At 63.8% G+C, this 26,449-nt stretch carries 21 protein-coding genes; 11 read left to right on the top strand and 10 right to left on the bottom strand.

The window, feature by feature from the left end; translation table 11 throughout:
• The first annotated feature begins 4 nt into the window (after positions 1–4).
• The 5 genes from NFI08_RS10900 to NFI08_RS10880 all read left to right on the top strand — a co-directional run bounded on the left by NFI08_RS10900 (position 5) and on the right by NFI08_RS10880 (position 5,246).
• Positions 5–1,699: a hypothetical protein gene (locus NFI08_RS10900; protein ID WP_349589300.1), complete on the top strand. Its 1,695-nt coding sequence runs from the start codon at positions 5–7 to the stop codon at positions 1,697–1,699.
• A gap of 515 nt (positions 1,700–2,214) precedes the next feature.
• Positions 2,215–2,361 carry a hypothetical protein gene (locus NFI08_RS10895; RefSeq protein ID WP_349589297.1) on the top strand — a complete coding sequence of 49 codons (147 nt, stop codon included), beginning with the start codon at positions 2,215–2,217 and terminating at the stop codon, positions 2,359–2,361.
• A complete protein-coding gene (locus NFI08_RS10890; RefSeq protein ID WP_286985650.1) occupies positions 2,361–3,782 on the top strand; it encodes a CaiB/BaiF CoA transferase family protein in 1,422 nt (473 codons plus the stop codon). The genes NFI08_RS10895 and NFI08_RS10890 overlap by 1 nt, the downstream gene beginning before the upstream one ends.
• A gap of 174 nt (positions 3,783–3,956) precedes the next feature.
• Positions 3,957–4,796: an enoyl-CoA hydratase-related protein gene (locus tag NFI08_RS10885; protein WP_502881066.1), complete on the top strand. Its 840-nt coding sequence runs from the start codon at positions 3,957–3,959 to the stop codon at positions 4,794–4,796.
• An 81-nt stretch (positions 4,797–4,877) separates the two neighbouring features.
• On the top strand, positions 4,878–5,246 hold the full coding sequence (locus NFI08_RS10880; protein ID WP_045990948.1) for a tautomerase family protein: 369 nt from the start codon (positions 4,878–4,880) through the stop codon (positions 5,244–5,246).
• Between the two features lie 219 nt (positions 5,247–5,465).
• Here the strand turns inward: NFI08_RS10880 and NFI08_RS10875 are convergent, their stop codons facing one another.
• Positions 5,466–6,200, bottom strand: coding sequence for a FadR/GntR family transcriptional regulator (locus tag NFI08_RS10875; protein WP_108449868.1), 735 nt, complete (start codon positions 6,198–6,200; stop codon positions 5,466–5,468).
• A gap of 290 nt (positions 6,201–6,490) precedes the next feature.
• Here NFI08_RS10875 and NFI08_RS10870 point away from each other — a divergent pair, with 290 nt between their 5' ends.
• Together NFI08_RS10870 and NFI08_RS10865 are read left to right on the top strand one after the other, a co-directional pair.
• The gene (locus NFI08_RS10870; protein ID WP_108449869.1) at positions 6,491–7,837 is read left to right on the top strand and encodes an APC family permease; all 1,347 of its coding nucleotides are present in this window, start codon (positions 6,491–6,493) and stop codon (positions 7,835–7,837) included.
• A 118-nt stretch (positions 7,838–7,955) separates the two neighbouring features.
• Positions 7,956–8,894: an acetamidase/formamidase family protein gene (locus NFI08_RS10865; protein WP_045990938.1), complete on the top strand. Its 939-nt coding sequence runs from the start codon at positions 7,956–7,958 to the stop codon at positions 8,892–8,894.
• Between the two features lie 96 nt (positions 8,895–8,990).
• Here the strand turns inward: NFI08_RS10865 and NFI08_RS10860 are convergent, their stop codons facing one another.
• The 8 genes from NFI08_RS10860 to NFI08_RS10825 all read right to left on the bottom strand — a co-directional run bounded on the left by NFI08_RS10860 (position 8,991) and on the right by NFI08_RS10825 (position 19,062).
• Positions 8,991–9,680: a DsbA family oxidoreductase gene (locus tag NFI08_RS10860; protein WP_108449870.1), complete on the bottom strand. Its 690-nt coding sequence runs from the start codon at positions 9,678–9,680 to the stop codon at positions 8,991–8,993.
• Positions 9,681–9,822: 142 nt separating this feature from the next.
• Positions 9,823–10,623, bottom strand: coding sequence for an SDR family oxidoreductase (locus NFI08_RS10855; protein ID WP_349589291.1), 801 nt, complete (start codon positions 10,621–10,623; stop codon positions 9,823–9,825).
• 253 nt (positions 10,624–10,876) lie between these two features.
• Positions 10,877–11,746 (bottom strand): ABC transporter ATP-binding protein, encoded by an 870-nt coding sequence (locus NFI08_RS10850; RefSeq protein WP_108449872.1) that lies wholly within the window; start codon positions 11,744–11,746, stop codon positions 10,877–10,879.
• Positions 11,746–12,786, bottom strand: coding sequence for a FecCD family ABC transporter permease (locus NFI08_RS10845; protein ID WP_349589287.1), 1,041 nt, complete (start codon positions 12,784–12,786; stop codon positions 11,746–11,748). The genes NFI08_RS10850 and NFI08_RS10845 overlap by 1 nt, the downstream gene beginning before the upstream one ends.
• A gap of 74 nt (positions 12,787–12,860) precedes the next feature.
• The gene (locus tag NFI08_RS10840; RefSeq protein WP_349589284.1) at positions 12,861–13,877 is read right to left on the bottom strand and encodes a FecCD family ABC transporter permease; all 1,017 of its coding nucleotides are present in this window, start codon (positions 13,875–13,877) and stop codon (positions 12,861–12,863) included.
• 73 nt (positions 13,878–13,950) lie between these two features.
• Positions 13,951–14,946: an iron-siderophore ABC transporter substrate-binding protein gene (locus NFI08_RS10835; RefSeq protein WP_045990933.1), complete on the bottom strand. Its 996-nt coding sequence runs from the start codon at positions 14,944–14,946 to the stop codon at positions 13,951–13,953.
• Positions 14,947–15,070: 124 nt separating this feature from the next.
• The gene (locus NFI08_RS10830; RefSeq protein ID WP_349589281.1) at positions 15,071–17,293 is read right to left on the bottom strand and encodes a TonB-dependent siderophore receptor; all 2,223 of its coding nucleotides are present in this window, start codon (positions 17,291–17,293) and stop codon (positions 15,071–15,073) included.
• Positions 17,294–17,715: 422 nt separating this feature from the next.
• Complete coding sequence (locus NFI08_RS10825; RefSeq protein ID WP_349589278.1) at positions 17,716–19,062, bottom strand: MFS transporter; 1,347 nt, start codon at positions 19,060–19,062, stop codon at positions 17,716–17,718.
• A 1,174-nt stretch (positions 19,063–20,236) separates the two neighbouring features.
• Here NFI08_RS10825 and NFI08_RS10820 point away from each other — a divergent pair.
• Together NFI08_RS10820 and NFI08_RS10815 are read left to right on the top strand one after the other, a co-directional pair.
• Complete coding sequence (locus NFI08_RS10820; RefSeq protein WP_483234338.1) at positions 20,237–21,886, top strand: sodium:solute symporter family protein; 1,650 nt, start codon at positions 20,237–20,239, stop codon at positions 21,884–21,886.
• A gap of 54 nt (positions 21,887–21,940) precedes the next feature.
• Positions 21,941–22,069 carry a putative transporter small subunit gene (locus tag NFI08_RS10815; protein ID WP_213228344.1) on the top strand — a complete coding sequence of 43 codons (129 nt, stop codon included), beginning with the start codon at positions 21,941–21,943 and terminating at the stop codon, positions 22,067–22,069.
• A gap of 124 nt (positions 22,070–22,193) precedes the next feature.
• Here NFI08_RS10815 and kdgR read toward each other — a convergent pair whose 3' ends face one another.
• Complete coding sequence (gene kdgR, locus NFI08_RS10810) at positions 22,194–22,979, bottom strand: DNA-binding transcriptional regulator KdgR (protein ID WP_108449877.1); 786 nt, start codon at positions 22,977–22,979, stop codon at positions 22,194–22,196.
• Positions 22,980–23,336: 357 nt separating this feature from the next.
• Between kdgR and NFI08_RS10805 the strand changes: the two genes are divergently transcribed.
• Both NFI08_RS10805 and NFI08_RS10800 read left to right on the top strand, forming a co-directional pair.
• Positions 23,337–24,110 (top strand): SDR family NAD(P)-dependent oxidoreductase, encoded by a 774-nt coding sequence (locus NFI08_RS10805; protein ID WP_108449878.1) that lies wholly within the window; start codon positions 23,337–23,339, stop codon positions 24,108–24,110.
• A 112-nt stretch (positions 24,111–24,222) separates the two neighbouring features.
• A complete protein-coding gene (locus NFI08_RS10800) occupies positions 24,223–26,400 on the top strand; it encodes a heparinase II/III domain-containing protein (RefSeq protein WP_108449879.1) in 2,178 nt (725 codons plus the stop codon).
• Positions 26,401–26,449 lie beyond the last annotated feature (49 nt).

Genomic DNA, 26,449 nt, shown 5'->3' with positions numbered 1-26,449 from the left:
TTCTATGCCACTTTTTACGATCTCCGGGCTTGACTCGTCGGCCTCTGCCGAGCTCGCTGTCACCTCGCATGCGCTGGCGACCTACTCGCAGACAGACCGTGCGCTCGGGCTTCCCCTTGGACAGATGCTGGTGACCCTGGACAACATCGCAGGACCGGGGACCTTTTCAGCCAATCAGGTCACCAGTGGTCTGCCGGGTGGCTGGCGAGAAGTCTCGGCCAGCGAACTGGGGTTGCCATCCTCTCTGGTGGACGTCGATGGCTACATCACGCTTCAGAGCCCCTTGCTCGGCAATGTCTCCCGTGGCCCCCAGCTCAAGGTCCTGGCCGAGCAGGACGCCCTGGGCAACATCAGCCGCGTCAGCGTGTCCTATGCCGGTACCAATGCCCCGGTAGATATCGTCGACTACTCCTTTCTGAATTCCGGCAAGGAGATCGCGAAGACCATGGCACCCGTGCTGTCCGGGGTGGCGTCGTTCATGGACCAGCATGGGCTTGAGGGTGATGACGCCATCATTACCGGCTACAGCCTGGGTGGGGCGCTGGCCAATATCCAGGCGCGCTTCTCGGATCAGTTGGCGGGCGGGTTCTTCGCTGACAGTCACTATCTTGGCCATGCGTCACCGCTGATCTTCGAAGCCGACAATGTGCTCAATATCGGTTTCGAGAACGACGTCATCCATCGTTTCGTCGGTGACCACGAGGATCTGAAGTCGGCGCTAAAGGGCTTCGATGGCTTTCTGGAGAACAGCGATGAGAACTACTCAAGCTCCGTGGACAATCTGGTGCTGTTCGATGCTGTCTACAGCAAGTCGCCCTGGCTGTTGGCCAGCGACAGCGGCCTGAATCCCTTCGCCTGGGGCGCACATCTTGGTGGCATCACGTCGGACGCGGTCGCGCGCATTGTCTCCTCATCGTTTTATGAGCTGATGAGTCAGGACAGCGTAGTGGTGGTGTCCTCGCTTGGTGCTGCCGGGCGCGCGATACACTGGGTGGGCGACGTCGACTCGCCGACATCCAATCACGCCGGCCAGCCGGCCTTTATTGTCGGCAGTGTCTTTGACGACCTGCTGCGTGACGGCACGTCCGATGATTACATCGAAGGCTTTGCCGGAGAAGACCAGATCCGGGTCTCGACCGGCACCAACCAGGTCGAAGGGGGGCAGGGCACCGACACCCTGTTATTCGAGGGAGAGGCGGACGACTACGAGGTCTACCGGCTGGATGATGGCCGGATTGGCGTGTCCGGCCATGATTCCCTGACCCTGGCGAGCGGCATCGAGCGCATCGAGTTCGAGTACGGCGGCGGCTTTCGCGGTGCCGGTCCCGGCCTGCGCTACGTTATCGAAGACGATCGTCTGGAAGACGAGTTTCGATTCGATTGGTTCGATCGCGATATTGCCTTCGTCGATGCACCTCAGGACGGCCAAGGCGGCGAGTGGTCGAGGGAAGAGGTCGCGCTTGCCGATACCGGCGATAGCGTCTTCTCGGCCGGGGCCCGTGATGACGCCCTTCACCTTGGTGACCTGTTCGATGACGAGGCTTCCTTCAGCGCTGAATCTTCTCGGGACACCGGCGACGGCATCTTCGGCTGGCATGGTGGCGCCATGGCGCTGGCCGGACTCGAGGCTGCCGCCTCCTTTGTCGGATCGGCACTGAGTGGGCATGTGGAACTGCCGGAGGCATGGCAGGCGATTTAAGATCTGCAACAGGGCGCGGCTGGGGCCTGAAAGCGATTCTTCAGGCCGTCCGCGCCCGTTTTCAGGCCGTGACGCCTCACCGGCCTGCTCGACCGACCCCAGCTTAAGCCCCTTGCGGTAGTTGTCCGCCCCCTGCACGCCGATGGCCACGCAACGGCGCTCGAACACCATCCCCAACCCGTGCACGCCCAATACTGCCCGGTCCCCCGGGCCTCGTTGTTTGTGGCTTCAACTTTAGATGCAACGCCAGGACGTGATCGCCTGCTGAGGATGTCGTCGTGATGTCGATCGGCTGGGCACACCATCGTGATGCTGGCGCGCCTCGGGCGGTGAGTACCGTATCGGGTTCTCACTTAGTGGGTTTTGATATTTTCAAAACTTATATCTGGGTTGCGAATAACTGAATTGTACTGGTCTGTAGTCACCATATTCTGAGGCATAACCAAGAAGGAGCCCCGCCAAGGGTCGATTCCCCTCGGTGCAGATTAAATAAATTTTATAAAGGGCCGATCCCCATGACCGCTATCGCTTCCCATCTCGTCGCTGGCCAGATCGCTGAACGTGCCTCTTCGGGCCATCAGCACGCCTGCCACCGTGCCTCCGGTGTGGCCAGTCGCCAGCTGACGCTGGCGCTCGATACAACAACACAGGAGACAAGTTGATGGCCAACACTCCACTGGACGAACCAAAGAAAGGGCCTCTGGACGGCGTGACGGTACTGGACTTCTCGCGGGTGCTTGCAGGGCCCTACTGCACCATGGTCCTGGCGGACCTTGGCGCCCGCGTCATCAAGGTCGAAAAGATCGGCACCGGTGACGACACACGAGAGTTCGGCCCCTTTGTCGAAAACGAAAGCGCCTACTTCAGTTGCTTCAATAGAAACAAGGAAAGCATCGTACTGGACATCAAGTCGCCGCGTGATCGCGAGTTGCTGGAGCGCCTGCTGGACGAGGCCGATGTGCTGGTGGAGAACTTCAGACCCGGGGTCATGGAGCGTCTTGGCTATGGTCCGGAGCGCCTCGCCCAGACCCATCCTCACCTGATCTATTCCTCGATTTCAGGCTTCGGTCACACCGGCCCGTTCAGTGAGTTGCCAGGCTACGACATGGTGGTGCAGGCCATGGGCGGCGTGATGAGTCTGACCGGTTGGCCGGACGGTGAACCGGCCCGAGTCGGTACCAGCTTTGGCGACCTGAGCGCGGCCCTGTTTGCGGCGGTGGGCATCATTTCTTCGCTGTATAGCCGAACCAAGGACGCCCAGGGGACCCGTGTCGATATCGGCATGCTGGACTGCCAGGCGGCGATGATGGAAACGGCGCTGGCACGCTACGACATCGAAGGCGTCGTACCGAATAGAACCGGTGATTGCCACCCGTCGCTGGCGCCTTTCGAAAGCTTCAAGGCCGAGGATGGCAAGCTGGTCATCGCCGCCGGCAACGACACCCTGTTTCTGCTGATGGCCGATGCCATCGGGGCCTCGCGACTGGCCTTCGATCCCCGGTTCATCACCAATGATCTTCGCTGCCAGAATCGCCCGGCGCTGGTGGAGGAGATGGAGCGCATCCTGACGACCAGGCCCGTGCAGCACTGGGTCGACCTGCTCAACGAGGAAGGCGTTCCCTGCTCGCCGATCAACACCATCGACAAACTGCTCGATCATCCCCAGTTGAAGGCGAGAAACATGATCGTCCAGGTCCAGGGAAGCGCCGGGAAGCCCTTCAGGACAGCGGGCAACCCGATAAAGATGACCGGCAGGGTGGACCTTGGCAGCGACACACCGCTGGTGGCGCCAGGCCTGGGTCAACATCGACAGGCCATTCTCGATGAGTTGATGGCGCGTCACGGTTCCTATTGCCTGCCTTCCACGCCAGGGCAAGCCGGCAAGGCGCGGTCGGCCAAGGCCGACGCGACATCCTCGGGGCAACGTCGAGGAGCCCAGAGCGATCAAGCAGCGATGGCCAGGCAAGACTCGCGCAAGGCGAGTGGCAGCGCCGCCACCCGGATAAAGGGTGGCCAGTCGGCCTCCGACAAACAGGGTCAAGAACCCGCTCGAGATCTGGGCAAGCGGGTCGGAAAACCATAGTCGTCAGACGCGTTTTTTCATCAGATGTACGCCGCTTGGCGATACCGGGTCGTGAATATCCGGTGTGGCGCGGCGCTGTCAGGTCGCATCACGACCGGGCGAGGTGGTGGCCGCAGGTGGGAGCGTATCGAACCGATACGCAGCTGGTTTACGGGTAACGTCAGGAGACAAGAGATGAACAAGAAGGTCGAAGAACAAACACAGAATGTCGCCTCGGAGGCTTCGCTTGAGGCAGGTAACGGTGAGCCAGAGATGACCGTGGTGGAACGCCGTGAACGGGTCGGGCTGATCATCCTGAATCGCCCGAAAAGCTTGAACGCACTCAATCGCCAACTGGCGGAAGAAACGCTCGCGGTACTGCGCGAGCTGGACGCCGACCCCGGCATCGGTGCCATCGTGATTACCGGCAACCCGAGAGCCTTCGCGGCCGGCGCCGATATCGAGGAGATGGCCGAGAAGTCGTTCACCGATTTCTACATGGATGACTTCCTGGCCCCCTGGGACGAGGTGCGCCAGATTTCCAAGCCCATCATCGCTGCGGTGGCCGGCTTTGCGCTGGGCGGAGGCTGCGAGCTGGCCCTGCTGTGCGACATGATCATCGCCTCAGACGATGCCCAGTTCGGGCAACCCGAGATCAAGCTGGGGATCCTGCCCGGCATCGGTGGCTCCCAGCGACTGGCACGTTCGGTCGGCAAGGCGATGGCGATGGACCTGGTGCTGACCGGTCGCAACATCGGCGCCCAGGAGGCCAAGGAGATCGGGCTGGTGGCGCGAGTCGTGCCGAAGGATGAGCTGATGCAGATTGCCCTCGAGGCGGCGCACACCATCGCAGGCTACAACGCGCCAGCCGTCAAGATGGCCAAGCGAGCGGTCAACGCGGCCTTCGAGACCCCGCTGGCAGAAGGCCTGCGACAGGAGCGTCTACTGTTCCAGGCGGCCTTTGCCACCGAGGGGCAGAAGGAAGGCATGAATGCCTTCGTCAAGAAGCGTGCGCCGGTCTTCCGCCATCGCTAGACGTCGGCCGAGCTCGCGACGATAAACGACCAACAGCGTCGAATACAGAGCGTCAATCATCGACCGGGACAGGAGGGGTGGATGCCGTTTGTGACGATCAATCTAGTGAAAGGGAAGTCGAGAGACTACGTCAGGGCCGTGGCGGATCAGGTTAACGCCGCCGTCATCGATACCATGGGCTTCCCCGACGACGATCGCTATCAGGTGATCAATGAGTGCGAGCCGGAGAACCTGCAGTTGCAAAGGCGTGATTCGGATCGCGTCATGATGCACCTGGTGATGCGAAGTGGTCGCCCGGACGCCGACAAGAAGGCGTTCTACGCCAGGGTCGTCGAGTCACTTGCCGAAAACCCCGGCATCCCCCCGCATAACGTCATGATCACCATCACCGAGAACCAGGACATCGACTGGTCGTTCAGGGATGGTGTGGCGCAGTTCTGTGAAACCTGAAAACGGATGCACCGAGACGACCATGGCCCGCGAATAGCGGGCCATTTTTTAGGCGAATCAGAGGGCCTGCCCGGCTCGTTCGTCCACCGGTTCTCTTCCTTGATTTCTGAACTCTTTGCCAAGGCACTTCAGCAAAGCCCCTCATCAAACCCCTCGCCAAAGCCGCTTGCAAAGCCCTTCATCAAACCCCTCACCAAAGCCGCTTTCCCGGGAGTCGGGCTAGAGCGGTCGCCCATCCAGTGAATGTTCCATGATCGCAAGCGTCAGTGTGAAGTGATGCTGGGCGACGCTGAAGGCGTCGTCTGCGCGTCGCTCGAGGATGGCTTGGACCAGTTCACGATGTTCCCGTCTTGCCCTTGGCAATGATTCGGCGGGGTAGGGTTCGGAGCCGAATCCCAGAGTAGCGCGCGCCGTCAGTTGACGTGACTGGGCGACCAGATGGTGATTGTCGGCCATCGCCATGATGCAGTCGTGAAGGCGCTCATCGAGTTGGCGGGCGACGGAGGCGTCGTCGGTGTCGCAGAAGCGGTCCAGCAGCGCCTGCAATGTTTTGGCCTGGGCCTCGTCGTGACGCTCGGCGGCGGTTCTGGCCACCAGCCCCTCCACCAGACAGCGATAGTCGAAGAAGTCCCTGAGCTGGGGCAGCTCCTGTCCGAGGATACGCTGGGCGGTGTTGGGCGAGGCCTCGTCGACCCGTTTGAAGGTGACAAAGGTACCGCCATCACGACCACGGCGGGATTCGATCAGGCCAAGCTCGCCCACGATCTTCAAGGCGCCGCGGACGGTGACGCGACTGACCCCCTGGCGCTCCGCCAGGTCGCGCTCCGGCGGCAGGCGATCCCCGGGGGAGTAGGCGCCAATGGCGATCGCCGTCACGATCCGGTCCGCCAGCTCCTGGGTGGCCGAGCGGGCGCCGCCGGCGCCTGGCAGGTCGGTTCGAGACGGTTCAAGCATAGGGTTCTCTCCAAAAGGTATTGTCACAATACCTTTAAGTGTGATTTTCTAAAAATGAAGCGGCCAACGTCGCGGTGTCCGGCGCACTGTCGCAGGTCGCGAACCGCGTCCGGGTCTGCTGGCGGGTTCGAGTATACACGGCGCCGTCAGATTCTTGACCGGCCAAGGGAATGCACAGCAAGAGGCCGCCCAGTGTCGCCACGCAGGCAGCCTCGCCCCCGGTGGACGTCTTCGACCGCTCGATGGCGGGAGATCCCCGCCTTGCCAACTAGAACAAGAGGAAATCACCGATGAGTGACAATACCCTGGAGAGTCTGGGCTACACCCAGGAACTCTCACGAACGCTCAAGCTGAGAGATCTTGTGATCTACGGCCTGATCTTCATCGTGCCGATTGCTCCCTTCGGTATCTTCGGTCACGTCATGAGCGCCAGCGGTGGCATGATCGTCACCGCCTATGTCATCGGCCTTGTTGGGATGCTGTTTACCGCCATCTGCTACTCCCAGATGGCCAAGGAATTCCCGGTAGCAGGCTCGGTGTACTCCTACGTGTCCCGCGGGGCGGGCAGCTTTGCCGGCTTCGTCGCGGGCTGGATCATGCTGCTGGACTACATCCTGATTCCGGCGCTGCTGTACGTGGTGGGGGCGCTGGCGATTCACGACATCTTCCCGTCACTGTCACCGATCCTGCTGGTGGTGGCCTTCGTCGTATTCAACACCTACATCAATATTCGCGGCATCAGCTTCACCGCCGCCTTCAACCGCTGGATGCTGGTGGCCGAACTGCTGGTGCTGGCGGTGTTTCTGGTGGTGGGGGTGGTGGCCATCAGCAACAACGTCAACGGTGCCGTCTTCTCGATGGCCCCGGTCTACGATGCAGATGACTTCTCGCTGGGGCTGATCATCTCTGCGGTGCCGATCGCGGTGCTCAGTTTTCTGGGCTTCGATGGCATCTCCACCCTGGCGGAAGAGGCCAAGGGCGGTGGCAAGGCGGTCAGCAAGGCGATCTTCCTGGTGCTGTTGATTATCGGTGGCCTGTTCATCGCCCAGACCTGGGTGGCGGCGCTGATCCAGCCCGATCCCGCCTCGTTCAACAATCTCGACACCGCCTTCTATGAAACCGCACGTATCGCCGGGGGCGGCTGGCTGGCGGTGCTGACCGCCGCGACCACCGCTATCGCCTGGGGCGTCGCCGACTCCCTGGTGGCTCAGATCGCGACCGCGCGAATCCTCTACAGCATGGGCCGTGATCGGCTGCTGCCGGCGCCGCTGGCTCGCGTTCACCCGCGCTTCAAGACGCCCTACGTCAGTGCGCTGCTGGTCGGTGCCGTGTCCATCGTCGCGGGGATCGCCTTCATGCAGCAGCTGGCGTTGTTGACCTCCATCGTGACCATCGGCGCCCTGACCGCCTTCATCATTCTGAACATCACCACGCTCTACTACTTCGTGTTCAAGAAGAAGGCCGCCAATCCCTTCCTGCATATCCTGTGTCCGCTGCTCGGCCTGGCCGTGGTCGGCTACATCTGGAGCGGGTTCGAGTCCTATACCGTGCTGATCGGGTTGGCCTGGGCGGTTGTCGGTGTCGGCGTCTACGCCTTTGCCAAGCGCGGTGGACGTGCCGTGCAGATGGAAATCTAAGGCTTGCCTGAAAAGTGCCTGCGCTCGTCGATGTTGAGAACAGCGCCCAGGGCCAATTGAAAACACTCGAGGCGCCGGTCGGCGAAGACGATCGGCGCCTCGAGGTGGAGACGCAAGAATGAAGATCAAGACGATACACGACGTTCATCACTGTTTTGACCACGCCCTCGAGCCGCAGGAAACGATCAGTTCCGGTGATACTCGGCGCTTCGATATTCTCGATGCCAGCGGTGGCTTGATTACCCGACACAGCCAGGCCGACGCGCTGACCCGACTGCCGGCAGGGGAGCTCAATCCGGTGTGTGGCCCCCTCTATATGGAGGATGCCGAACCCGGCGATGTGATCGAGGTGGAGCTGGTCGACTTCGAGCCGGGGCAGTGGGGCTGGACGGGGCTGATCCCGGGTTTCGGGCTGCTGGCCGACGATTTCACCTCGCCCTGGCTCAAGGTGTCGGAGTACGACAGCGAGTCGGTGTACTTCGACGAGGACATCGTGATTCCGTTTCGGCCCTTCGCCGGTACCATCGGGCTCGCGCCTGCTGAGCCGGGGCAGCACTCCATCGTGCCGCCGCGCATCTGCGGCGGCAATCTCGACATCCGTGACCTGGTAAAGGGAGCTCGGCTGTACCTGCCGGTGCAGGTCAAGGGAGGGCTTCTGAGCATCGGCGACACCCACGCCTGCCAGGGCGACGGTGAGGTCTGCGGAACGGCGGTAGAGACCCGCATGGCCGCCACGGCAACCTTGCGTCTGCACAAGGCAGGCAATATTCCTGCGCCGATGTTCGACGTGCCGCCGGGAGCGTCGAGCGAGGAAGATGCGGGCTTTCTGGTCACCACCGGGGTGGGGCCGGACCTGATGCAGGGCGCCCGTGACGCGGTGCGCTTCATGATCGATCGGTTGCACCGTCAGGCCGGCATGGATGAGCAGCTGGCCTACGCGCTTTGCAGCGTGGCAGGGCGGCTACGGGTCAGCGAGATCGTCGATCAGCCCAACTGGGTGGTGTCCTTCTACATGCCTCGGTCGATCTTCCGCTCGAAGAGTCTCAGAGCCATCTAGGGCTGAGCTGAACTGACCTTTCCGTTCGTCAGAACGTAGGGTCAGGCCCGCGGGCCTGACCAATAACGCCGGGTGCTGTGGCACCCGGCGTTGTCGTCATGACGTCACTTCGGCTCGCTCGGCGGCCACCTGCGCAAGGACTTCCTGGTAGTTCTCAACGCCCTGGGCGCCGGTGACCAGGTAGCGGCGGTTGAACACCATGGCGGGTACCCCGCTGATGCCCTGCTGTTGCCAGAAGGCCTGGCGCTGTCGCACCGATTCGCTGCGCTCGCCCGACTCGAGCGTCGCCACGACCTCGTCGCGGTCATGGCCGAGACTCTCCGACACATCGGCCAGCACATCGATCCGGTGGAGGTCGCGGCGCTCGGTGAAGAAGGCGCTGAACAGGGCCTGCTTCATGCGGTGGCCTTCGTCTGGAGAGCGCTGCTCTGCCCAGTCGATCAACTGGTGGGCGCGGAAGGTGTTCACCATGCGCATGTCATCGGCGTAGTTGAAGGTGAAGCCGAGGTCGGCGCCCATCCGGGTGAGCCGTTCCCGTGCGCTGCGCGAGTCCTCATCGCTGGTGCCGTACTTGGCGGCGATATGCTCGCGCAGGTTTTCGCCTTCCTCGCCCATCTGCGGATTGAGCTCGAAGGGGTGCCAGTGCACCTCGATGTCGATCCCGCTCTGGCGCGCCGCCTCGGCGAGCTGGCGGTAGCCGATGATGCACCAGGGACAGACGACGTCGGAGACGATGTCGACGGTGATGGTGGTGTCGCTGTCGCGGCTATCTTGGGGTGTGGGCATGTCAGCCTCTACTCCTGAAGAAAGGTGTCCCGGGTTGGTCGTTAGCAGGGCAACCAACCTTACAGGCCCCGGGACACGATCAACAGGGGAGCCCAGGCTTTATTCGAAAAGTCGGCGAGCGCAGGCACTTTTCGGACAAGCCTCAGATGAGTCGATCCCACAGCCCCTCCTGATATTCCTTGGCACTGGCCTCGAAGCTGTCCGGGTAGACATTGCGGAAGCGGTGCTCGTCCAGCGGGATCAGTCGTGCCATCTCGTCGATCATCGCCGCCGGGTCCTGCTGCAGGTCGTCGCCGGCAAACTGCTGCTGCACAGAGCGAATCGGTTTTTCAGGGGTGAAGCAGGCGTCGGGGTCGTACCACTGGTCCAGGGTGTTGTACATGCGGTCGTTGAAGCCGGTGCGGAAGGGGCCGGGGTTGATGGTGGCCACCTTGACGCCCAGCGGGGCGAGCTCTTCGTAGAGCAGTTGCGCCATGCCTTCGAGGGCGTGCTTCGAGGCGACGTAGGGACCGAGGTAGGGGAAGGTGGTGAAACCAGCGATGGAGGAGGTCAGTACGATCTTGCCCTTGCCTCGCTCGACGAACTCGCGGGCGTAGGGCTGCACGAATTCCAGGGTCGAGAAGACGTTGGTCTCGAACACTCGGCGTACCCGGTCCACCGGGATCTCGGCCAGCGGGCCGGTCTCGCCGATGGCGGCGTTGGCCACCACGATATCGACCTGGTGTCCGTAGCTGGAAAACACCGCGTCGCGGTCGCGCTTGTCGGTGATATCGAGCTTTTCGACGGTGAGCGTCAGTTCCTGCTGCCGGGCCTTTTCCTTGAGCGAGGTGACCTGGGGCCAGATCTCCGTGGTGGCGATGACCTTGTGTCCCGCCCTGGCCAGGGCCAGTGCCGTACCCTCGCCGAGTCCGCTGCCGGCGCCGGTGATCAGAATGGTCTTCATCATCGTGCTCCTGTCTGGGAAAAGGAACGGTCGCGGCACGCCTGGGCATAGCGCCTGACAAGGCCTCTGGGCGCTTGCCTCTGGGTGCTTGCCTCTGGGCGTTTGACAATCCGGGACCCTAACGTGCCGCGACGGCGCTGCTCAACCATCGCGCCAGCATCGCGTCGGCACCCTGGCCCGTATCCTGGCCAGCATCGTGATCAGGGCGGCCGACCGTCGCCACCGCGAGTCCCAGCGTGCTGCCGAGGTCATGTCACGATGATGACGCTTCGGTGTCGGGGACCGTCGATCGACGATCCTTGTGCACTGCCCTTGCCTGCGAGTGTGGCCTGCGGTCCTGTCGACCCAGCGGGACCATCATCGGACGGCCGCTGACGGGGTCTGCGAAGACGTGGCTGTCCAGTCCGAATACCTCCCTGACCATGGTGGTGGTCATCACCTCACTGGCTGGGCCGCTTGAGTAGACCTTGCCGGCGGCCATGGCGATCAACTCATCGGCATAGCGCGCGGCAAGGTTGAGCTCATGCAGCACCATGACGATGGTGGTGCCGCGCTGGCGGTTGAGGTCCTCGAGCAGATCGAGCACCTCGACCTGGTGATGGATATCGAGATAGGTGGTGGGTTCGTCGAGCAGCAGCACCTCGGTGCGCTGGGCCAGGGCCATGGCGATCCATACCCGCTGGCGCTGGCCGCCCGACAGTTCCTCCAGCACACGCTCGGCGAGGCCGGTGGTGTCGGTGGCTTCCAGCGCCTCGCTGACGGCGTCATCGTCGTCGCGGCTCCAGCGTTGAAACATGCCCTGGTGAGGGTGGCGGCCACGGCTGACCAGCTCCAGCACGGTGATGCCTTCAGGGGCGAGTGGCGCCTGAGGCAGCAGTCCCAGGCGCTGGGCCAGGCGCCTGGCGGGCAGCCGGTGCAGGTCGTGGCCGTCGAGCAATACCTGGCCGCGCTGCGGCGCCAGCAGGCGTGACAGCGAACGCAGCAGGGTCGACTTGCCGCAGGCGTTGGCGCCGACGATGGCGGTGATACCCGCTGGCTTGACCTCCAGATCGATGTTGTCGAGGACCGCTCGGTCACGGTAGCCGGCGGTCAGGCCTCGGGCACTGAGTCGGGTAGGCGTCATCAGGTGGATCCTCGGGCGTTGTCGCGCATGACGAGGGTAATCAGGTAGGGGGCGCCGATCACGCCGGTGACCACCCCCACGGGATAGCGGGCCGGCAGCAGATGCTGGCCGATAAAGTCACCCATCAGCGCGAACAGGGCGCCGACCAGGGCAGCGGGGATCAGCACCGAGCCATTGTGACGGATCAACCAGGCGGCGACCGGGCCGCTGAGGAAGGCGACGAAGGCGATCGGCCCGGTCACCGCGGTGGCAAAGGCGACCAGCCCCACCGCCGCGATCACGATGCCCAGGCGGGTGAGCGACAGCCTGACACCGAGCCCCCGGGCCATGTCATCGCCCAGGCGCATCGCCTCCAGGTCCCTGGCGAAGTGAAGTAGCGGCAGGCCAAGCACGACCAGCGCCAGCAGCAGGGGCAGGCTCTGATCCAGGTGCACGCTGTTGAGGCTGCCGGTCATCCAGCGCATGGCCTCCTGCAGTGGCCAGGCCGGGGCCTGGGTCAGCAGGTAGGCGATGGCGCTCTGGAGCATGGCGGCGAGGCCGATGCCGGTCAGAATCAGGCGGGTATCGGCGACGCCGCGGCGCCATGACAGGGCATAGATCAGCACGGCGACGCCAAGACCGCCGACGATGGCCACCAGTGCCACCGGAGCGCCACGCAGCGACAGCATGACGATGGCGAAGACCGCCGCTGCGCTGGCGCCAGCGCTGATACCGATCACGTCGGGACTGGCCAGCGGATTGCGCAGCATGGTCTGGAAGGTGGCGCCGCCTAGGCCGAAGCAGGCCCCGGCCAGTACGGCAGTCAGCGCCCGGGGTAGCCTCAACTCCATCAGGGTGAAGGAGGCGCCGGGTACCTGCTCGCCGGACAGCACCGCGATCACCGTGGCAGGGTCGATCCACGACTGGCCCAGCATCAGGGTGAGGCAGACCCCGGCAAGCAGCGCACACAGCAGCAGCGCAATGATCCGCCGGCGCTGGCGTTGGCGTTGCCGTCGCAGTTGCCTGACGGTCGACGGCGTGGACTTTGCTTGGGGGGACATGGCTTGAGAGGACGTCGCTCGGCAGGACATGGCTTGAGTGGCCGTCGCTCGCTGGGAGGTGGTCGGTGTCGTCGTCACAGTGACCTCAGCGTGTGGCGGCGGACGATCCAGATGAAGACCGGACCGCCGAGCAGGGCGGTGACAATACCGACGTCGAGTTCTGCCGGTCGGACCAGCACCCGGCCCAGAGTGTCGGCAAGCATGACCAGCAGGGCGCCGCCGAGGGCACACAGCGGCAGCAGGCGGCGGTAGTCGGCACCGACCAGCAGGCGCAGCGCGTGGGGCACTACCAGGCCGACGAATCCGATGGGACCACAGGCCGCGGTGGTCGCCCCGCACAGCAGGATGGCCCCCACCGCGGCCAGCGCTCGGGCCAGGGCCACGCGCTCGCCGAGGCCGGTCGCCGCCTCATCGCCCAGCGCCATCAGGTTGAGCTTGCGCGCCGCCAGCAGCGACGCGGCAAGGCCCAGGGCCAGGAAGGGCAGCACCGGGGTGATGCGATCGAGGGTAGCGCCGCCGACGCCGCCGATCAGCCAGGAATGGATCAGCCCGGCGATGTCGGCGTGGGGCAGAATCACCGCGGAGGTCAGCGAGGTCAGGGCGGCGGTCACCACCGCGCCGCTCAGCGCCAGCCTGAGAGGGGTGGCGCCGCCTCGTCCGAGGTTGGCCACCAGGTAGACCAGCAGTGCACTGGCGCCGGCGATGGCCACCCAGATGTAACGAGAGGCCTGCTGCATATCGAACCAGGCGATGCCGATGACGACTGCCAGCGCGGCGCCGGCGTTGACCCCGAGCAGGCCTGGATCGGCCAGAGGGTTGCGGGTCAGGCCTTGCATGGTCGCCCCGGACACGGCCAGCGCGGCCCCCGCCAGCAACGCCAGCAGGGTGCGGGGCAGACGGCTGGCGATTGCCGCTTCGTCGATGGAGTCGATACGCCCATCCAGCAGACCCATGAGCGCGGTCAGATCCGTCGGCCTGGCGCCGATGACCACCGACATCATGACGCTGGCGGCCAGCGCCGCCAGCAGCAGATAGACGCCGGTCGGGCCCGAATGGCCTGTCCTGCCAGGCGCCAGCGGCCTTGCCTTCATATCCTTCCCTTCCTGCTCATTTGTACGTATCCATCCCGTCCAGACGCTCCAATCAGGGTTGCTGACGCTTGATTCAGGGTTGCTGACGCTTGCGAGCGGCTTCGGCCAGTCGTTCGACGTAGTCGTCGAGTACCCAGGGAATCGACAGCGGCGTCGGGTTGGCCGCGGTTCCTGTGGGATTGTTGCCGAGCAGCACCAGCGAGCCCTGTTCCACCGCGGGCAGGCGCGAGGTCAGCATATGCTCGTTGAGTCGCTCCACCAGCGGCTCGCCACCATAGGTGATGATGATGTCGACATCGGCAATCTCGTCGATACGCTCGGCGCTGATGGAGCCGGCGAAACGGCCGTCAACGGAGCTGTCGGTGACGAACTGGGGCGAGGTCAGGCCGATCTCGTGCAAGAAGCGCACCCGGGCGTCGTTGTCGTTGTAGAAGTTGATCTGACTGAGGTCGGTGGGCTTGATATGGCTGATCAGCATGGCGCTCTTGCCGGCGAGTTCCGGGTGCTCGGTGATCTGCTGCTCCACCTGGGCCTCCAGGCGTGCGATCAAGGCCTCGCCTTCCTCGGCCATGCCCATGCCTGCGCTGTTGAGCCGGATCATGTCGCGCCAGCCCGACGACCAGGGGGCTTCGGGGTAGGCCACCACCGGGGCGATCTTGCTGAGGGTGTCGTAGTCGGAGCGGCTGAGGGCGGAATAGGCCGCCAGGATAACGTCGGGCTGGCTCGCGGCCACCGCCTCGAAGTCGATGCCATCGCCTTCGTCGAACAGGTTGGGAGGGCCGGCGTCGAGCTCGTCAAGGCGCTGCTCCACCCAGGGCCAGAGGCCATCGCCATCGTCATCGCCGAAGGTGGTGGCGGGAAACCCCACCGGCACCACTCCGAGCGCCAGCGGCACCTCGTGGTTGGCCCAGGCCACCGTGGCGACCCGTTCGGGCTTTTCCTCGATCACGGTGACGCCGAGCGCGTGCTCGATTTCGATCGGATAGCCATCGTCGCCAGCGGCGAGGACAGGCTGGACGGCGGCGAGTAACACAAGGCCGAGCGGCCAGCGTGGGTGGATCAGGGGCATGGGATCTTCCTTGTAGAGGCGATGACCGGCTCTCGCAGGAGAGCCGGTTTGACAGTGGTGTCGCGAGTGCCAGTCGGGCGCACAGCGCCCGACGCGGATGTCGAGGTTTCGGCGTTCCAGGGCACTAGAAGTCGTAGGTCAGGCTCAGCAGCGCGCTGCGCGGCTCGCCATAGATACCCTGGCTATAGAAGCCGAGCTGCGAGTAGTACTCCTCGTCGAACAGGTTGGTGACGTTGAGCTGGGCGCTCATGCTGTCGTTGATGCGATAGCGGGCCATGGCATCGGCGACAAAGACGTCACCCTGACCGATCTTCTCGGTGCCGTTGGGGGTGTCGTTGTCGCGGTAGGTGTCACCCTGCCAGCGCGCACCGCCGCCGAGGGTCAGGTTCGACCAGCGGCCAGGCAGCTGCCAGCTGGCGAACAGCTTGGCCTGCTGGCGGGCATAGCTGGTGTTGAGCTGCTCACCGTCGGCGTCCTCGGCGTCCACCAGGGCGTAGCTGGCGGACAGGTTGACGCCGTCGGCCACCTCGCCTGCGATCTCGAGCTCAAAGCCTTCGACCTCGGCGCCGTCGGTGGTGGTGTAGGCCTGGTCGGTGGTGCCCGCCACGAAGACCCCGGGGATTTCCACCGCCAGATTGTCCTGCTGGCTGTGGAACACCGCGAAGGACACGTCGGCACGGTCGTCGAACAGCTCGGCCTTGAGACCGGCCTCGTAGTTGATGCCTTCCAGCGGATCCAGCAGGGCGCCGCTGGGCGAGCGCTCGCTCTGGGTGTTGAAGATCTCGGTGTAGCTGGCGTAGGCGCTGAGGTCGTCGGTGATGTCGACGATCAGACCCGCGTAGGGGGTGAACTCGTTGTCGTATTCGTACTCACGCTCGCCGCGATAGTCCTGGTCGATCTTCCAGTCGGTCATGCGCGCGCCGACGATAAAGTGCACCGGGTCTGCCAGCGAGAAGCGGGATACCGCGTAGTAGCCCTGCTGTTCGGTCACGGTGTCATCGGTCAGGCCCCACTCGCCCCAGACCGGTTCTGCCAGGGCCGGGTCGTTGCGGTCGCTGAAGCTGCCCAGCGCCGGCACGTCGCCGGCCGGGCCGCGACTGTTGATCTGGTAGTCCTCGTGCAGGTCCATGTAGCCGAAGCCGAGCTGATGCTCGCGGCCGAACAGGGTGAAGGGACCTTCGGCGCTGACATGCAGATTCTTCTGGGTGCGATCGCCGCGATAGTCGACCAGGTAGGATTCGGTGGCGTAGCTGGGCGTGTAGTAGAGCACACCGGTCTCGCGATCCGGATAGCCGCCGCGGTAGTTGTAGGTCAGGCCATAGTTGGCGTCGCCGTAGCTGTAGGCGGCGCGGGCGGACCAGCCATTGTCGAAGTGGTGGGTCAGGTCGACGAAGGCGCGGGTGTTCTCGGTGAAGAAGTTGGCCCAGTCGGTGTTGTTGGCGGTGGAGCGGTCGAAGTCGGTACGGCCACCGTCCAGGTAGTACTGCGGCACGCCAATGTAGGCGCCGTCCTGGTCGTAGTGCTGGTACTCGATGCCCACACTGAGCTCGGTGTTGTCGGTCAGCTCGGCGGCGATCACCCCGTAAAGGGTCTCGCGGTCGTTCTCGACGCCGTCCATGAAGCTGTCCGAGCTGTCCTTGGCCGCCACGAAGCGCACGCCGACGCGCCCTTCGCTGTCCAGCGGAGTGCTGACATCGACCACGCCGCGCCCCCGGTCCCAGCGGCCCACCGCGGCAGTCACGCTACCTGCCGCCTCGTCCAGCGGCTTCTTGCGCACAAAGTTGACGGTGGCGGAAGGATCGCCGACCCCGGTCATCAGGCCGGTGGCGCCGCGCACGACCTCGACCCGGTCGTAGATGGCGGTGTCCCACTCGGCGTCGCCGAACGGCCAGAACGCGCTGGTATTGCTCTGCAGGCCATCGAACTGGAAGTTGCGAATGGTGTAGCCGCGGGACTGGAAGCTGGTGCGAGTGCCGTCCAGACGGATCGCCGAGACGCCGGGCAGCCGTTCCACCGCCTCGGTGGTGCTGGTGATGGCCTCGTCGTCCATCTGCTGGCGGGTCAGGAAGCTGACCGACTGTGGCGTCTGGCGCGGCGTCAGCGTCAGGCCGTTGGCGCTGGTGCTGGAGGCCACCTGGTAGCTCTCGGTCGATTCGGTGGTGGCACGCAGATCGTCACCGACCACGGTCATGCTGGCGAGTTGCTCGGCGTCCTGGGCCAGCACCGGGGTCGACAGGGCGGCACCGGAGGCCAGGGCAATGGCGATAGCCAGGCGGCCAGGAACGAGGTGGCCAGGAACGAGACGGCTTGGAACAAGGCAGGTGAGGGGAGCGGAATGGTACGGCACGAAAGGGGTTCCCTGTTTATGTTTTAAGAATGCAAATTATTCACGTTTCTATTGGCGGGTGTTTATGAGCGCTGCCAAGTTGTCTATGCGAGATGCCACAAATGCACAAAACGGCAGAACTTTTTGGCGAAGTGGCACCATTGGCCTGGTGCTGGGGCCGAGCAAGCGGAGAAGGTCAGGAACCAAGAGCAGGCCAGGCAAGAAGCAGAGAGGCAGAGAGGCAGGCAAGCAGCTGATGGCTAACGACCAGGCGCGGCGACGACCAGGCAAGACGACGATCTGGCAGAAGGCGGCCGGCGGTAGAAGACGCCGCTGGAGGTGGGAAGGGACATTGGCGGTGATGCGAGGCCCGCCAGCGCAAGGCGCTGGCGGGGAAAGACGACGGTAGGCGTGTTCTGGCGGGCGCGTTCGGCAGGGGCCTGTCAGCTGCGCCCGGGTTCGGCGGCGCTCGCCGGGCCTTCCTCCAGGGAGGACTCCTCGTCCGCGTCCATGAGTTCCAGGTCGAGCTGCACCGGATCGTCGGCCGCTTCCTCGACCCAGGTCGCCCCCAGGGAGGCGGTGCCGGCGGGGACCGCGACATAGTGGCCGTGGGTGTCCGACGGCTGGTTCGGATAGCGCCACAGGCAGTAGCCGCCGAAGACCACGATAAGCGCGTGGATCAGCGCCAGGTCCCACAGAAAGCCGGCAGAGCCCAGCAGGTCCATCAACAGCCCCGTGCTTAGCGGGCCGAGGATGGCGCCGATGCCGAGCGCCAGCACCAGACTGCTGCTGGCGGACACCGTCTGCTGCGGTGTCAGGACGTCATTGGCGCAGGCGAGAAACAGCGAATAGAGCGTCAGGGTGGTGCCGCCCAGCAGCACGCCGAGCAGCGTCAGCGCATGGCTTGCGCCCTGGTCGAACAGCAGCCCGGCCAGCGAGAAGGCGGTGGCCAGGGCGGCGACGATGAGGATCACCCACTGGCGATCGGTCTTGTCGGAGAGCTTGCCCAGGGGCCATTGAAACAGCGCCCCACCGAGGATGAACGCCCCCATGAAGGCGGCGATCTGGTGGGTTTCCAGCCCATGGTTGGCGGCAAACACCGCGCCCATGCCAAACACAGTACCGTTGGCGATCCCGGTCAGCAGGCAGCCGAGGGTGCCCAGCGGCGACAGTCGATACAGGCGCAGCAGGTTCATCGCCTCGGGCTGGCTGGTGTCCGGCTGCGGGGTGTAGCTCAACAGGATCGGCACCAGCGCCAGCGACATCAGTATCGAGACGATCAAGAACAGCAGGATGCCGCTGGGGTCCGCCACGTTCAGCAGCAACTGGCCGCCGCCCATGCCGAGATAGCTGATGACCATGTAGAACGCCAGCAGACGCCCGCGCAGGTGGTTGCTGGCGTGGCCGTTGAGCCAGCTTTCGGTCACCACGTAGAGCCCGGCGTAGGCGAAGCCGGTCATTAACCGCATCGCCGCCCACACCCAGGGGTCGATGAACATGACGTGGACCAGGATGGCGATGGAGGTGATCGAGGCCAGGGCGGCGAACACCCGGGTATGGCCGACGTCGCGAAGCTTGCGTGGGGTCAGGGTGGAGCCGGCCAGAAAGCCGACGAAGTAGGCCGACATCACTAGACCGGTGACCGTGTTGCCGAAGGATTCCTCGGCGGCGCGCACCCCGAGCAGGCTGCCCTGCAGGCCATTGCCGAGCATCAGCAGGCCTACGCCGAGCAGCAGCGCCCAGAGGCTCCAGGCCGCCGACAGGGTGGAAGTGGGAGTCGATGTGGTCACGGCGGCCTCGCTTGTCCGGGGGAGGGGGCGACGGAAGTCTGTTGTCGGATGGGGTACCGCGGCGCCAGTCCATCGCCGCCGCTAATCGTCAGTGTGTCCGGCGTACCGCTGATCGGCAAGGGGCGCCATGTTGTTGCCGGCAAGGCATCGTTTGACGCTCTGCCACGAACGCCCGAACTCATCTTGGCCGTCCAGCACGCTGACCCGACGACGACTCCATAGCATCGTAGTTGGTCGAACTCGCGGCCGTAACCGACGCGTACCAGGTCCAAGCGGGTATTCTGTCGCGTGCGAGAAATCGTTCTGGGAGCATCGAATTCAACGCTATCGTTCGCTTGATTTTTTCTGGTGTATCCGTCTATTGCCGAAGCAGATTCAGGGGGGGCGTTACTGGGTTTAATGCAGGAAAGGTTACGCCGCGAGCCGCGGGAATTTCGCTATCTTGACGTCTGGTCGAAAATGGGTAAATTATCCTTCGTCCGTCAGGTTGGACATTTTCTGCACAGCACAGTAGGGTATGTGCGCCGCAGCGATGGTTTTATCCCGTTTTTTACAGGCCTCACGTCGCTCTGGACGCCGAGCCCTTATCCTGGCTCGCGATCCGATGCCAAGCTGGCGTTATACCGCCAGGAGAAGTGCCATCGCTGGATGGATATGGCACCTTCCCGACTGGATTACCCCGGGGCCAATGGCCCGGCGGGGACCTGTTTGTCTTGTCTAATGCTGTTCCTGCGTTGTCGCTGGAGAGGACCGAGATGTCGCCCCACTACACCGACCAGGGCCGCTGCATGCCGCGCCGCCCGCCTCCCTGACCCACCAGTGGTCTGCTGGCGTCTTCGATACGCCCCGCCGGTTGTCGCAATATCGGCCCGCCTGCCCCTGCTGCAATGGCTGGCCATGTGCTGCGGCGCGTCCCGACGCCTTTCTGTACCGAAAAAGCGGCAGTAATCCGTTTTATTTCGGCCCTTGAGACTTCGATGATCCTGAGGAAGTTTCGTCCTTTTCGTGGGCGGTATTCCTTTGGCGTTGTCGTGCTCGTCTAGTGAGTTTTTCGCGGTGAAGTGCCGGCATGCGTTCGCATGAACCGTCGCTCGCCTGTGTTCCACCAACAAGAGAATTGCCCTTGAATAGCGCCTCCCTCCACCAGTTTTCGACCCTGACGGTCATCCTGTTGATGATCGCTTTTTATGGCGGCACCTACCTGCTGACCCTGAGCATCCGCAAGAAGAAGGAAGACGCCGACGCCTTCATGGTCTCGAACCACCGGGTCGGCTTCGGCATTGGTGCCGCCAGCATGACGGCCACCTGGATCTGGGCCGCTTCTTTCTACGCCGCTGCCACCTCCGGCTATACCTATGGTGTGTCCGGCCCGATCCACTACGGGCTGTGGGGCGCGCTGATGATCCTGTTCATCTATCCGTTCGGCCGCCGCTTCCGGCGGCTGGCGCCCAACGCCCACACCCTGGGCGAGCTGATCCACGCGCGCCACGGCTCCTCCAGCCAGCTGATCCTGGCGCTATCGAACCTGCTGGGCAGCATCATCAGCCTGATGGTCAACTTCACTGCCGCCGGGGCGCTGGTATCGGTGCTTTCGCCGCTGTCGTTCCAGGCCGGCGTCATCATCGCCGGTGTCGGGGTGCTGCTGTACACGCTGTGGTCGGGCTTCCGCGCCTCGGTGTTGACGGACTTCGCCCAACTGGTGGCGCTGATGGCGATCGCCGTGGTGATCATCCCGGCGGTGTTCTTCGCCATGGGCGGGCCCACTGAACTGGTGGCCGGGCTCGACAACCTCACCGCCGAGCAGGCCAACTTCTTCTCGATGGACGCCATCCTCAATCAGGGCGCACCCTTCTTCGTTGCGGTACTGGCCTATGCCATCGGTAACCAGACCATCTCCCAGCGTCTGTTCGCGGTGAACGAGGACCACATCAAGCCGACCTTCCTCACCGCCACCGTGGGCTACGGTGCCATCGTCATCGGCCTTGGCATGATCGGCCTGATGGCGCTGACCCTGGGGGTCGAGCCGCTCAACGGTGACATGAACAACCTGATCCCACAGATGGTGTCCAGCTACCTGCCGCCGGTGTTCATCGCTGCCTTCTTTATTCTGGTGATCGGCTCCCTGTCCTCGACCGCCGATTCCGACCTGTCGGCGCTGTCGGCGATCATGATGGCCGACGTCTACGGCAAGAACATCGCTCGAGGCAAGGCCGACCCCCGCCGCATGCTGCTGGTAGGGCGCATCACCATGATCGTGGCCACCGCCATCGGTATCGTCTTCGCCAGCTTCTCGCTGGATATCCTGGTGATGCTGGTCTTCGTCGGGGCACTGTGGGGGGCCATCGTTTTCCCGGTGATCGCCAGCTGCTTCTGGAGCCGGGTCACCAACGCGGCCTTCACCACCTCGGTGCTGGTGGCCATGGTGACCTTCTGCGTGGCGCGTTTTGAATGGCTGCCGATGACCGGTGTGGCCGGTCTTGGCTTCGAGTTCCTGGCCAGCATCGGTGGCGGCATCATCATCGCGCTGATGGTGTTCGGCTTCCTCGGTCGCGTGGCCGGTGCCGTCGCCGGGCTCGCTGCCTTTGTCGCCATGCTGGTGTTCGCCACTGGTTTCCTCAGGGAGTACACGGTGCTGCTGGCGTCGCTGACCGCCTACGGCACCAGCACCCTGGTGTGCGTGGTGATGAGCCTCGCCAGCCGCGAGCGGTTCGACTTCGACACCATCGCCGAGCGGGTCGGCAACTATGATGCCGCCGAGGCCGTGACGGTAGCCGACGAGCGCCCGTCCAAGCCCGCCCCGGCAGGACTTGCGACCCAGCGCTGAACCCTTGTTTGACGGGCGCCGCAGGCTGGTGGCGCCCACCGACGGAGATTCCCCATGACCCTGCTTTTTGGCTTTTACGTATTGATCTGGCCTGCGCTCACCCTGGGCGTGCTGCTGCTGATCTGCCGCGCCGTTGCCCGCGATCGTCGTGAGGCGAAAAAGGGCCACCGCACCCTGGTGTGAGACGCAACTCGCACTGACCCGTTGCGATACCTGCCCTCGATGCGAGGGACAGGCCGCAACCAAAGAAGCCGCCCCAAGGGGCGGCTTCTTTCGTCATGGCAGGCGGCAGGGCAGGGAGGTCGCGTCAGCGCCGCGCCAGGTAGCCCAGGTTGCCCGAAATGTTGCGACCGGCCTCGACCAGAATGCGCTTGTACTCCGAAGTCTTGTCTTGGTGGTAGCGGATGCTCGGGATCGACATGCTCAGGGCGGCGATGGCGCGCCCGGTGTGATCGAAGATCGGGGTGGCGAAGCAGCAGACGCCTTCATCCATCTCTTCGAGATCCTCGGACAGCTCGCTCTCGGCGATCTCGGCCAGCTCTTCGCGCAGTGCCGCTTCGGTGGTCACGGTGTTCTGGGTGCGTGGTTCGAACTTGACGTTCGCGAGCAGGGCGTCGAGCTGTGCTGGGGGCAGGTGGGCCAGCAGGGCCTTGCCGATGGAATTGGTGTAGGCCGGGCTACGGTCGCCGATGCGGGTGTGCATGCACAGGTTGAAGTGAGAGTTGTACTTGTGCACGTAGATCACTTCGGCGGTGGAGGTGTCCAGGGTGCCCAGGTGCACGGCTTCGCGGGTCAGCTCGGACAGTGCCGCCATGTCGGGATCGGCCATCTTGATCAGGTCGGCCTTGCCGAGCGCCGAACTGCCAAGCGCAAAGACCTTCATCGTCAGCCGGTATTTCTCGCTTTCCGGATTCTGGGCGACGTAGCCCAGGTTCTTGAGCGTCTGCACAAAGCGATAGGCGGTGCTCTTTGACATCACGGCGCGTTGGGACAGCACCGCCAGGCTGGATTCTCCGCCCTCATCCAGAGCCTCCAGGATCGCCATGACCTTGAGTACCGCTGTGACGTTGTCGACCTTCGCTTCAGTAGCCATAGGGCCAAGATTCCAGAAATTGTGAAATAGGGTTTTATCTCTTGGTTTCGAGTTATACGTCTTTTGTCGTATGTCTGCAATCTCCTACAACGGGAACCCGCGCAAAATCTACAAATTCGTTTTTCGAATAAGCTTATAGTCAAATAGTATCTGAAATAGCGTTTTAAAAAATATGCATCGTTGCTAGCGTTGCTGAAACGCTATCCAAATATTTACAAATCGAGCTTCTGGCGACTGCCGCTAAATGCTTATTTACAGACGATCTTGGCGGGTTTGGCGATTTTTGCACGACACTTGATGACAAATATTGGCAATGGCGGCCGACCGTCCTCCCATGACAACCCATGAGGCAAGTCCATGTTTGACGATCTGAAAGGCAAGAAGATTCTGGTAACCGGCTCGACCGCTGGCATCGGACTGGAAGCCGCCAAGTCGCTGGCCAGCGCCGGCGCCAGGGTGGCGATCCATGGCAGCCGCTCTGCCGATACCGCCCAGGCGGTGCTGGAGCAGTTCGAGGCAGGCGCCGATGTGGCCTATTTTCAGGCCGATGTGCGCTCAAGCGATGCGTGCAAGTCGCTGGTCGAGTCTGCAGCGGAGCACCTCGGAGGCATCGATGTACTGATCAACAATGCCGGTGGCCTCGGGGGACGCAACGGACTCGAGAGCATCGACGATGCCTTCTTCGATCAGGTGCTGGATCTCAATATTCGCTCGGTGGTGATGGTGACCAAGTACGCCATTCCCTACCTGCGCCGGTCCGCCGAGCAGAGCGGGGAAACCAGCAGCGTGATCAGCACCGGCTCCATCGCCGCGCGTGAAGGCGGCGGTCCAGGAGCATCGCTGTACGGTGGCAGCAAGGCCATGGTCCACAACCTGCATCGCAACTGGGTCAAGGAGTTCACCAAGGACAACATCCGCTTCAACACGGTGGCGCCCGGGACCATCGATACCGCCTTCCACGAGGACAAGGACCAGGGCACGCGGGACAAGATCAGCAGCACCATCGCCATGGGGCGCTTCGGCTCCTCGGCGGAGCTGGCCCCGGCCTATGTCTTCCTGGCCTCCCACACGGCGAGCGGCTACGTCACCGGTCAGGTGCTCGACGTCAATGGCGGCCAGATGTGCCCCTGACGGCAGCCGCCATCCAGGCCGAGTCGCCTTCGTCAGACGGCGTAGCGACTCGGCGACCCTTTGCCCCCGCGTTACACCGTCACCCTGCGAATAGATGAAGTGAGTCGAGAACATGGATAACGCCTTGCTGTTTACCACAAGCGAGATTCAGGAACTGCGCGAAGCGCTCGAAAGCAAGCGCCTGCCTGCGCTGTATCAGGAGCAGATCATTCTGGATCAGGTAAGACTGCGTCCATGTCTTGGCGAGCCCCCCCAGATCCCCGGGCAGGGGGAGGCGGGGGGCGCCGAGCACACCCGGCACAAGCAGAACTACCAGCAGCTGCATCTTGCCTCGCAGTTGTGGCTGTTGACCGAACATCCCGACTATCTGGCCTTTGTCAGGTCGATGCTGCTGGGCTATGCCGACATCTACGAGTCGCTGCCGTCCCATGTGTCGAAGGACAGCAATCCGCCCGGTCGGCTGTTTCATCAGTGTTTGAACGAGAGCATGTGGCTGCTGTACGGCAGTGATGCCTACAGCAACGTGCGCGACGCGCTGAGCGAAGAGGAACGACGGCATATCGAACAGCGCCTGCTGGTGCCCATGGTCCAGTTGATCGCCGATCACAACGCCGACGACTTCGACGTCATCCACAATCATGGCATCTGGTCGGTGGCCGCAGGCGCCTTCGCCGGTCTGGTGCTGGGCGACAAGGAGCTGGTCAATCGCTCCTTGTACGGTAACGCCGGTGACGGAGTGTCGGGCGGCTTCTACGCCCAGCTCGACCGGCTGTTCTCGCCGGACGGCTACTACCTGGAAGGGCCCTACTACCACCGCTTTGCCCTGCGCCCGATGATCCTGCTGGCCGAGGCGCTCTATCAGAGCGGCAACGACACCGGCATCTTCGGCTATCGCGACGGTATCATCGGCAAGGCGATCGCCTGTCTCAATGAGCTGACCTTCGAGGACGGACGATTCATCGCCATCAACGACAGCTCCAGGACGATGGGGCTTGCCGACGAGGGCGCCATCCTCGGAGCGATGACCCTGGTCGGTCGCTACCGTCAGAGCGATCTGCCGCTGGCCCTGCGCGAGATCCTGCTCGACCAGTCGACACCGCTTTCTTACCTCGCCACGCTGCCGCAACTCGCGAGCTACCTGGAGAGCGGCGGCCAGGCGCATGCCCCGCGCGACAGCCTGTTCATCACCGATGGCAGCGACGGCGGCCTGGGCGGCATCGGGGTGCTGCGCGCCGCCACCGAGTCGGGGCACGAGGCCATGGCCTATCTGACCTTCGGTCAGCACGGCAGCGACCCCAACTTGCACAGCGCCCTCGATCACGGCCACTTCGACGGCCTGCATCTGGGCTTCTACAACGGACGCCGCGAGACCCTCACCGACTACGGCTTCTGTCGTTGGGTCAATATCGAGCCCAAGTTCGGCGGGCGCTATACCGCCGAGAACAAGAGCTACGCCAAGCAGACGGTGGCCCACAACACACTGGTTGTTGATGAGCGCTCCCAGCACGGCTTCAGCACCTCCAGGGCCTGTGACAACCACGGCGAGCTGGTGTTTTTCGAGACCTCCCGGCCGGAGGTTCAGGCCGTCAGCGCGCGCTTGAGCGGCTACTACGAAGGCGTCGAGCTGCAGCGCAGCGTGGCGCTGGTGAGCCTGCCCGAGATCGCTGAACCGCTGCTGGTCGACATCCAGTGCGCCGACAGTGACCAGACGCATCGCTACGACAGCCCGCTGCACATCAATGGCCAGCTGATGACCACACGCCCGACACTCGAGCCGGTCCCGGCGCCGGCGGCGCTGGGCAGCGCCAACGGCTACCAGCACCTGTGGAAGCTGTCCGAGAGCGCGACGATCGAGCCCGACCAATGTGCACATGTCACCTGGCTTGACGGTGACACCTTCTCCACCGCCCACCTGGCGGCCAGCAACCGCTTCAGCGTGGGATACGGGCTGATCGGCGCGGCCGACCCCGACAATAACCTGCGCAACGAACCCTACCTGATGGCGCGTTCCTCGGGGCGTGGGCATATCTTCGCCACGGTCATCGAGACCCACGGCTACTTCAACGAGGCGCGCGAGATCTCGCGCGGAGCGCGGCCGAGCCTTGCGCGGGTGGCCATCGCGGCCGCCGACGAGACTCACCTGGTCGTGACCCTGACGCTGGACTCGGGCAAGGCCTATTACCTGGCCTGGGCGCGACAGCAGGGTGGTCATCACCAGGTCAGCATCGACGGGAACAGCCTGGCCTGGGATGGCTGGGTCAGCCTCAGCGCCGTCGAGAACGCCCCCTGATGTGCGTCAGGAAGTCTGACCGGCGAGACGCATCGCCGCGGCAACAATC

Source organism: Halomonas sp. EF61, assembly GCF_040147045.1.
Classification (GTDB): Bacteria; Pseudomonadota; Gammaproteobacteria; order Pseudomonadales; family Halomonadaceae; genus Halomonas; species Halomonas litopenaei.
Note: the sequence above shows the minus strand (reverse complement) of the source record. Positions and strands in the feature narration are given on the sequence as shown.

Bases quoted from the DNA above. Each gene is read 5' to 3' on its own strand.
- NFI08_RS10900 (WP_349589300.1), top strand. From the start codon at position 5: ATGCCACTTTTTACGATCTCCGGGCTTGACTCGTCGGCCTCTGCCGAG.
- NFI08_RS10895 (WP_349589297.1), top strand. From the start codon at position 2,215: ATGACCGCTATCGCTTCCCATCTCGTCGCTGGCCAGATCGCTGAACGT.
- NFI08_RS10890 (WP_286985650.1), top strand. From the start codon at position 2,361: ATGGCCAACACTCCACTGGACGAACCAAAGAAAGGGCCTCTGGACGGC.
- NFI08_RS10885 (WP_502881066.1), top strand. From the start codon at position 3,957: ATGAACAAGAAGGTCGAAGAACAAACACAGAATGTCGCCTCGGAGGCT.
- NFI08_RS10880 (WP_045990948.1), top strand. From the start codon at position 4,878: ATGCCGTTTGTGACGATCAATCTAGTGAAAGGGAAGTCGAGAGACTAC.
- NFI08_RS10875 (WP_108449868.1), bottom strand. From the start codon at position 6,200: ATGCTTGAACCGTCTCGAACCGACCTGCCAGGCGCCGGCGGCGCCCGC.
- NFI08_RS10870 (WP_108449869.1), top strand. From the start codon at position 6,491: ATGAGTGACAATACCCTGGAGAGTCTGGGCTACACCCAGGAACTCTCA.
- NFI08_RS10865 (WP_045990938.1), top strand. From the start codon at position 7,956: ATGAAGATCAAGACGATACACGACGTTCATCACTGTTTTGACCACGCC.
- NFI08_RS10860 (WP_108449870.1), bottom strand. From the start codon at position 9,680: ATGCCCACACCCCAAGATAGCCGCGACAGCGACACCACCATCACCGTC.
- NFI08_RS10855 (WP_349589291.1), bottom strand. From the start codon at position 10,623: ATGAAGACCATTCTGATCACCGGCGCCGGCAGCGGACTCGGCGAGGGT.
- NFI08_RS10850 (WP_108449872.1), bottom strand. From the start codon at position 11,746: ATGACGCCTACCCGACTCAGTGCCCGAGGCCTGACCGCCGGCTACCGT.
- NFI08_RS10845 (WP_349589287.1), bottom strand. From the start codon at position 12,786: ATGTCCCCCCAAGCAAAGTCCACGCCGTCGACCGTCAGGCAACTGCGA.
- NFI08_RS10840 (WP_349589284.1), bottom strand. From the start codon at position 13,877: ATGAAGGCAAGGCCGCTGGCGCCTGGCAGGACAGGCCATTCGGGCCCG.
- NFI08_RS10835 (WP_045990933.1), bottom strand. From the start codon at position 14,946: ATGCCCCTGATCCACCCACGCTGGCCGCTCGGCCTTGTGTTACTCGCC.
- NFI08_RS10820 (WP_483234338.1), top strand. From the start codon at position 20,237: ATGATCGCTTTTTATGGCGGCACCTACCTGCTGACCCTGAGCATCCGC.
- NFI08_RS10815 (WP_213228344.1), top strand. From the start codon at position 21,941: ATGACCCTGCTTTTTGGCTTTTACGTATTGATCTGGCCTGCGCTCACC.
- kdgR (WP_108449877.1), bottom strand. From the start codon at position 22,979: ATGGCTACTGAAGCGAAGGTCGACAACGTCACAGCGGTACTCAAGGTC.
- NFI08_RS10805 (WP_108449878.1), top strand. From the start codon at position 23,337: ATGTTTGACGATCTGAAAGGCAAGAAGATTCTGGTAACCGGCTCGACC.
- NFI08_RS10800 (WP_108449879.1), top strand. From the start codon at position 24,223: ATGGATAACGCCTTGCTGTTTACCACAAGCGAGATTCAGGAACTGCGC.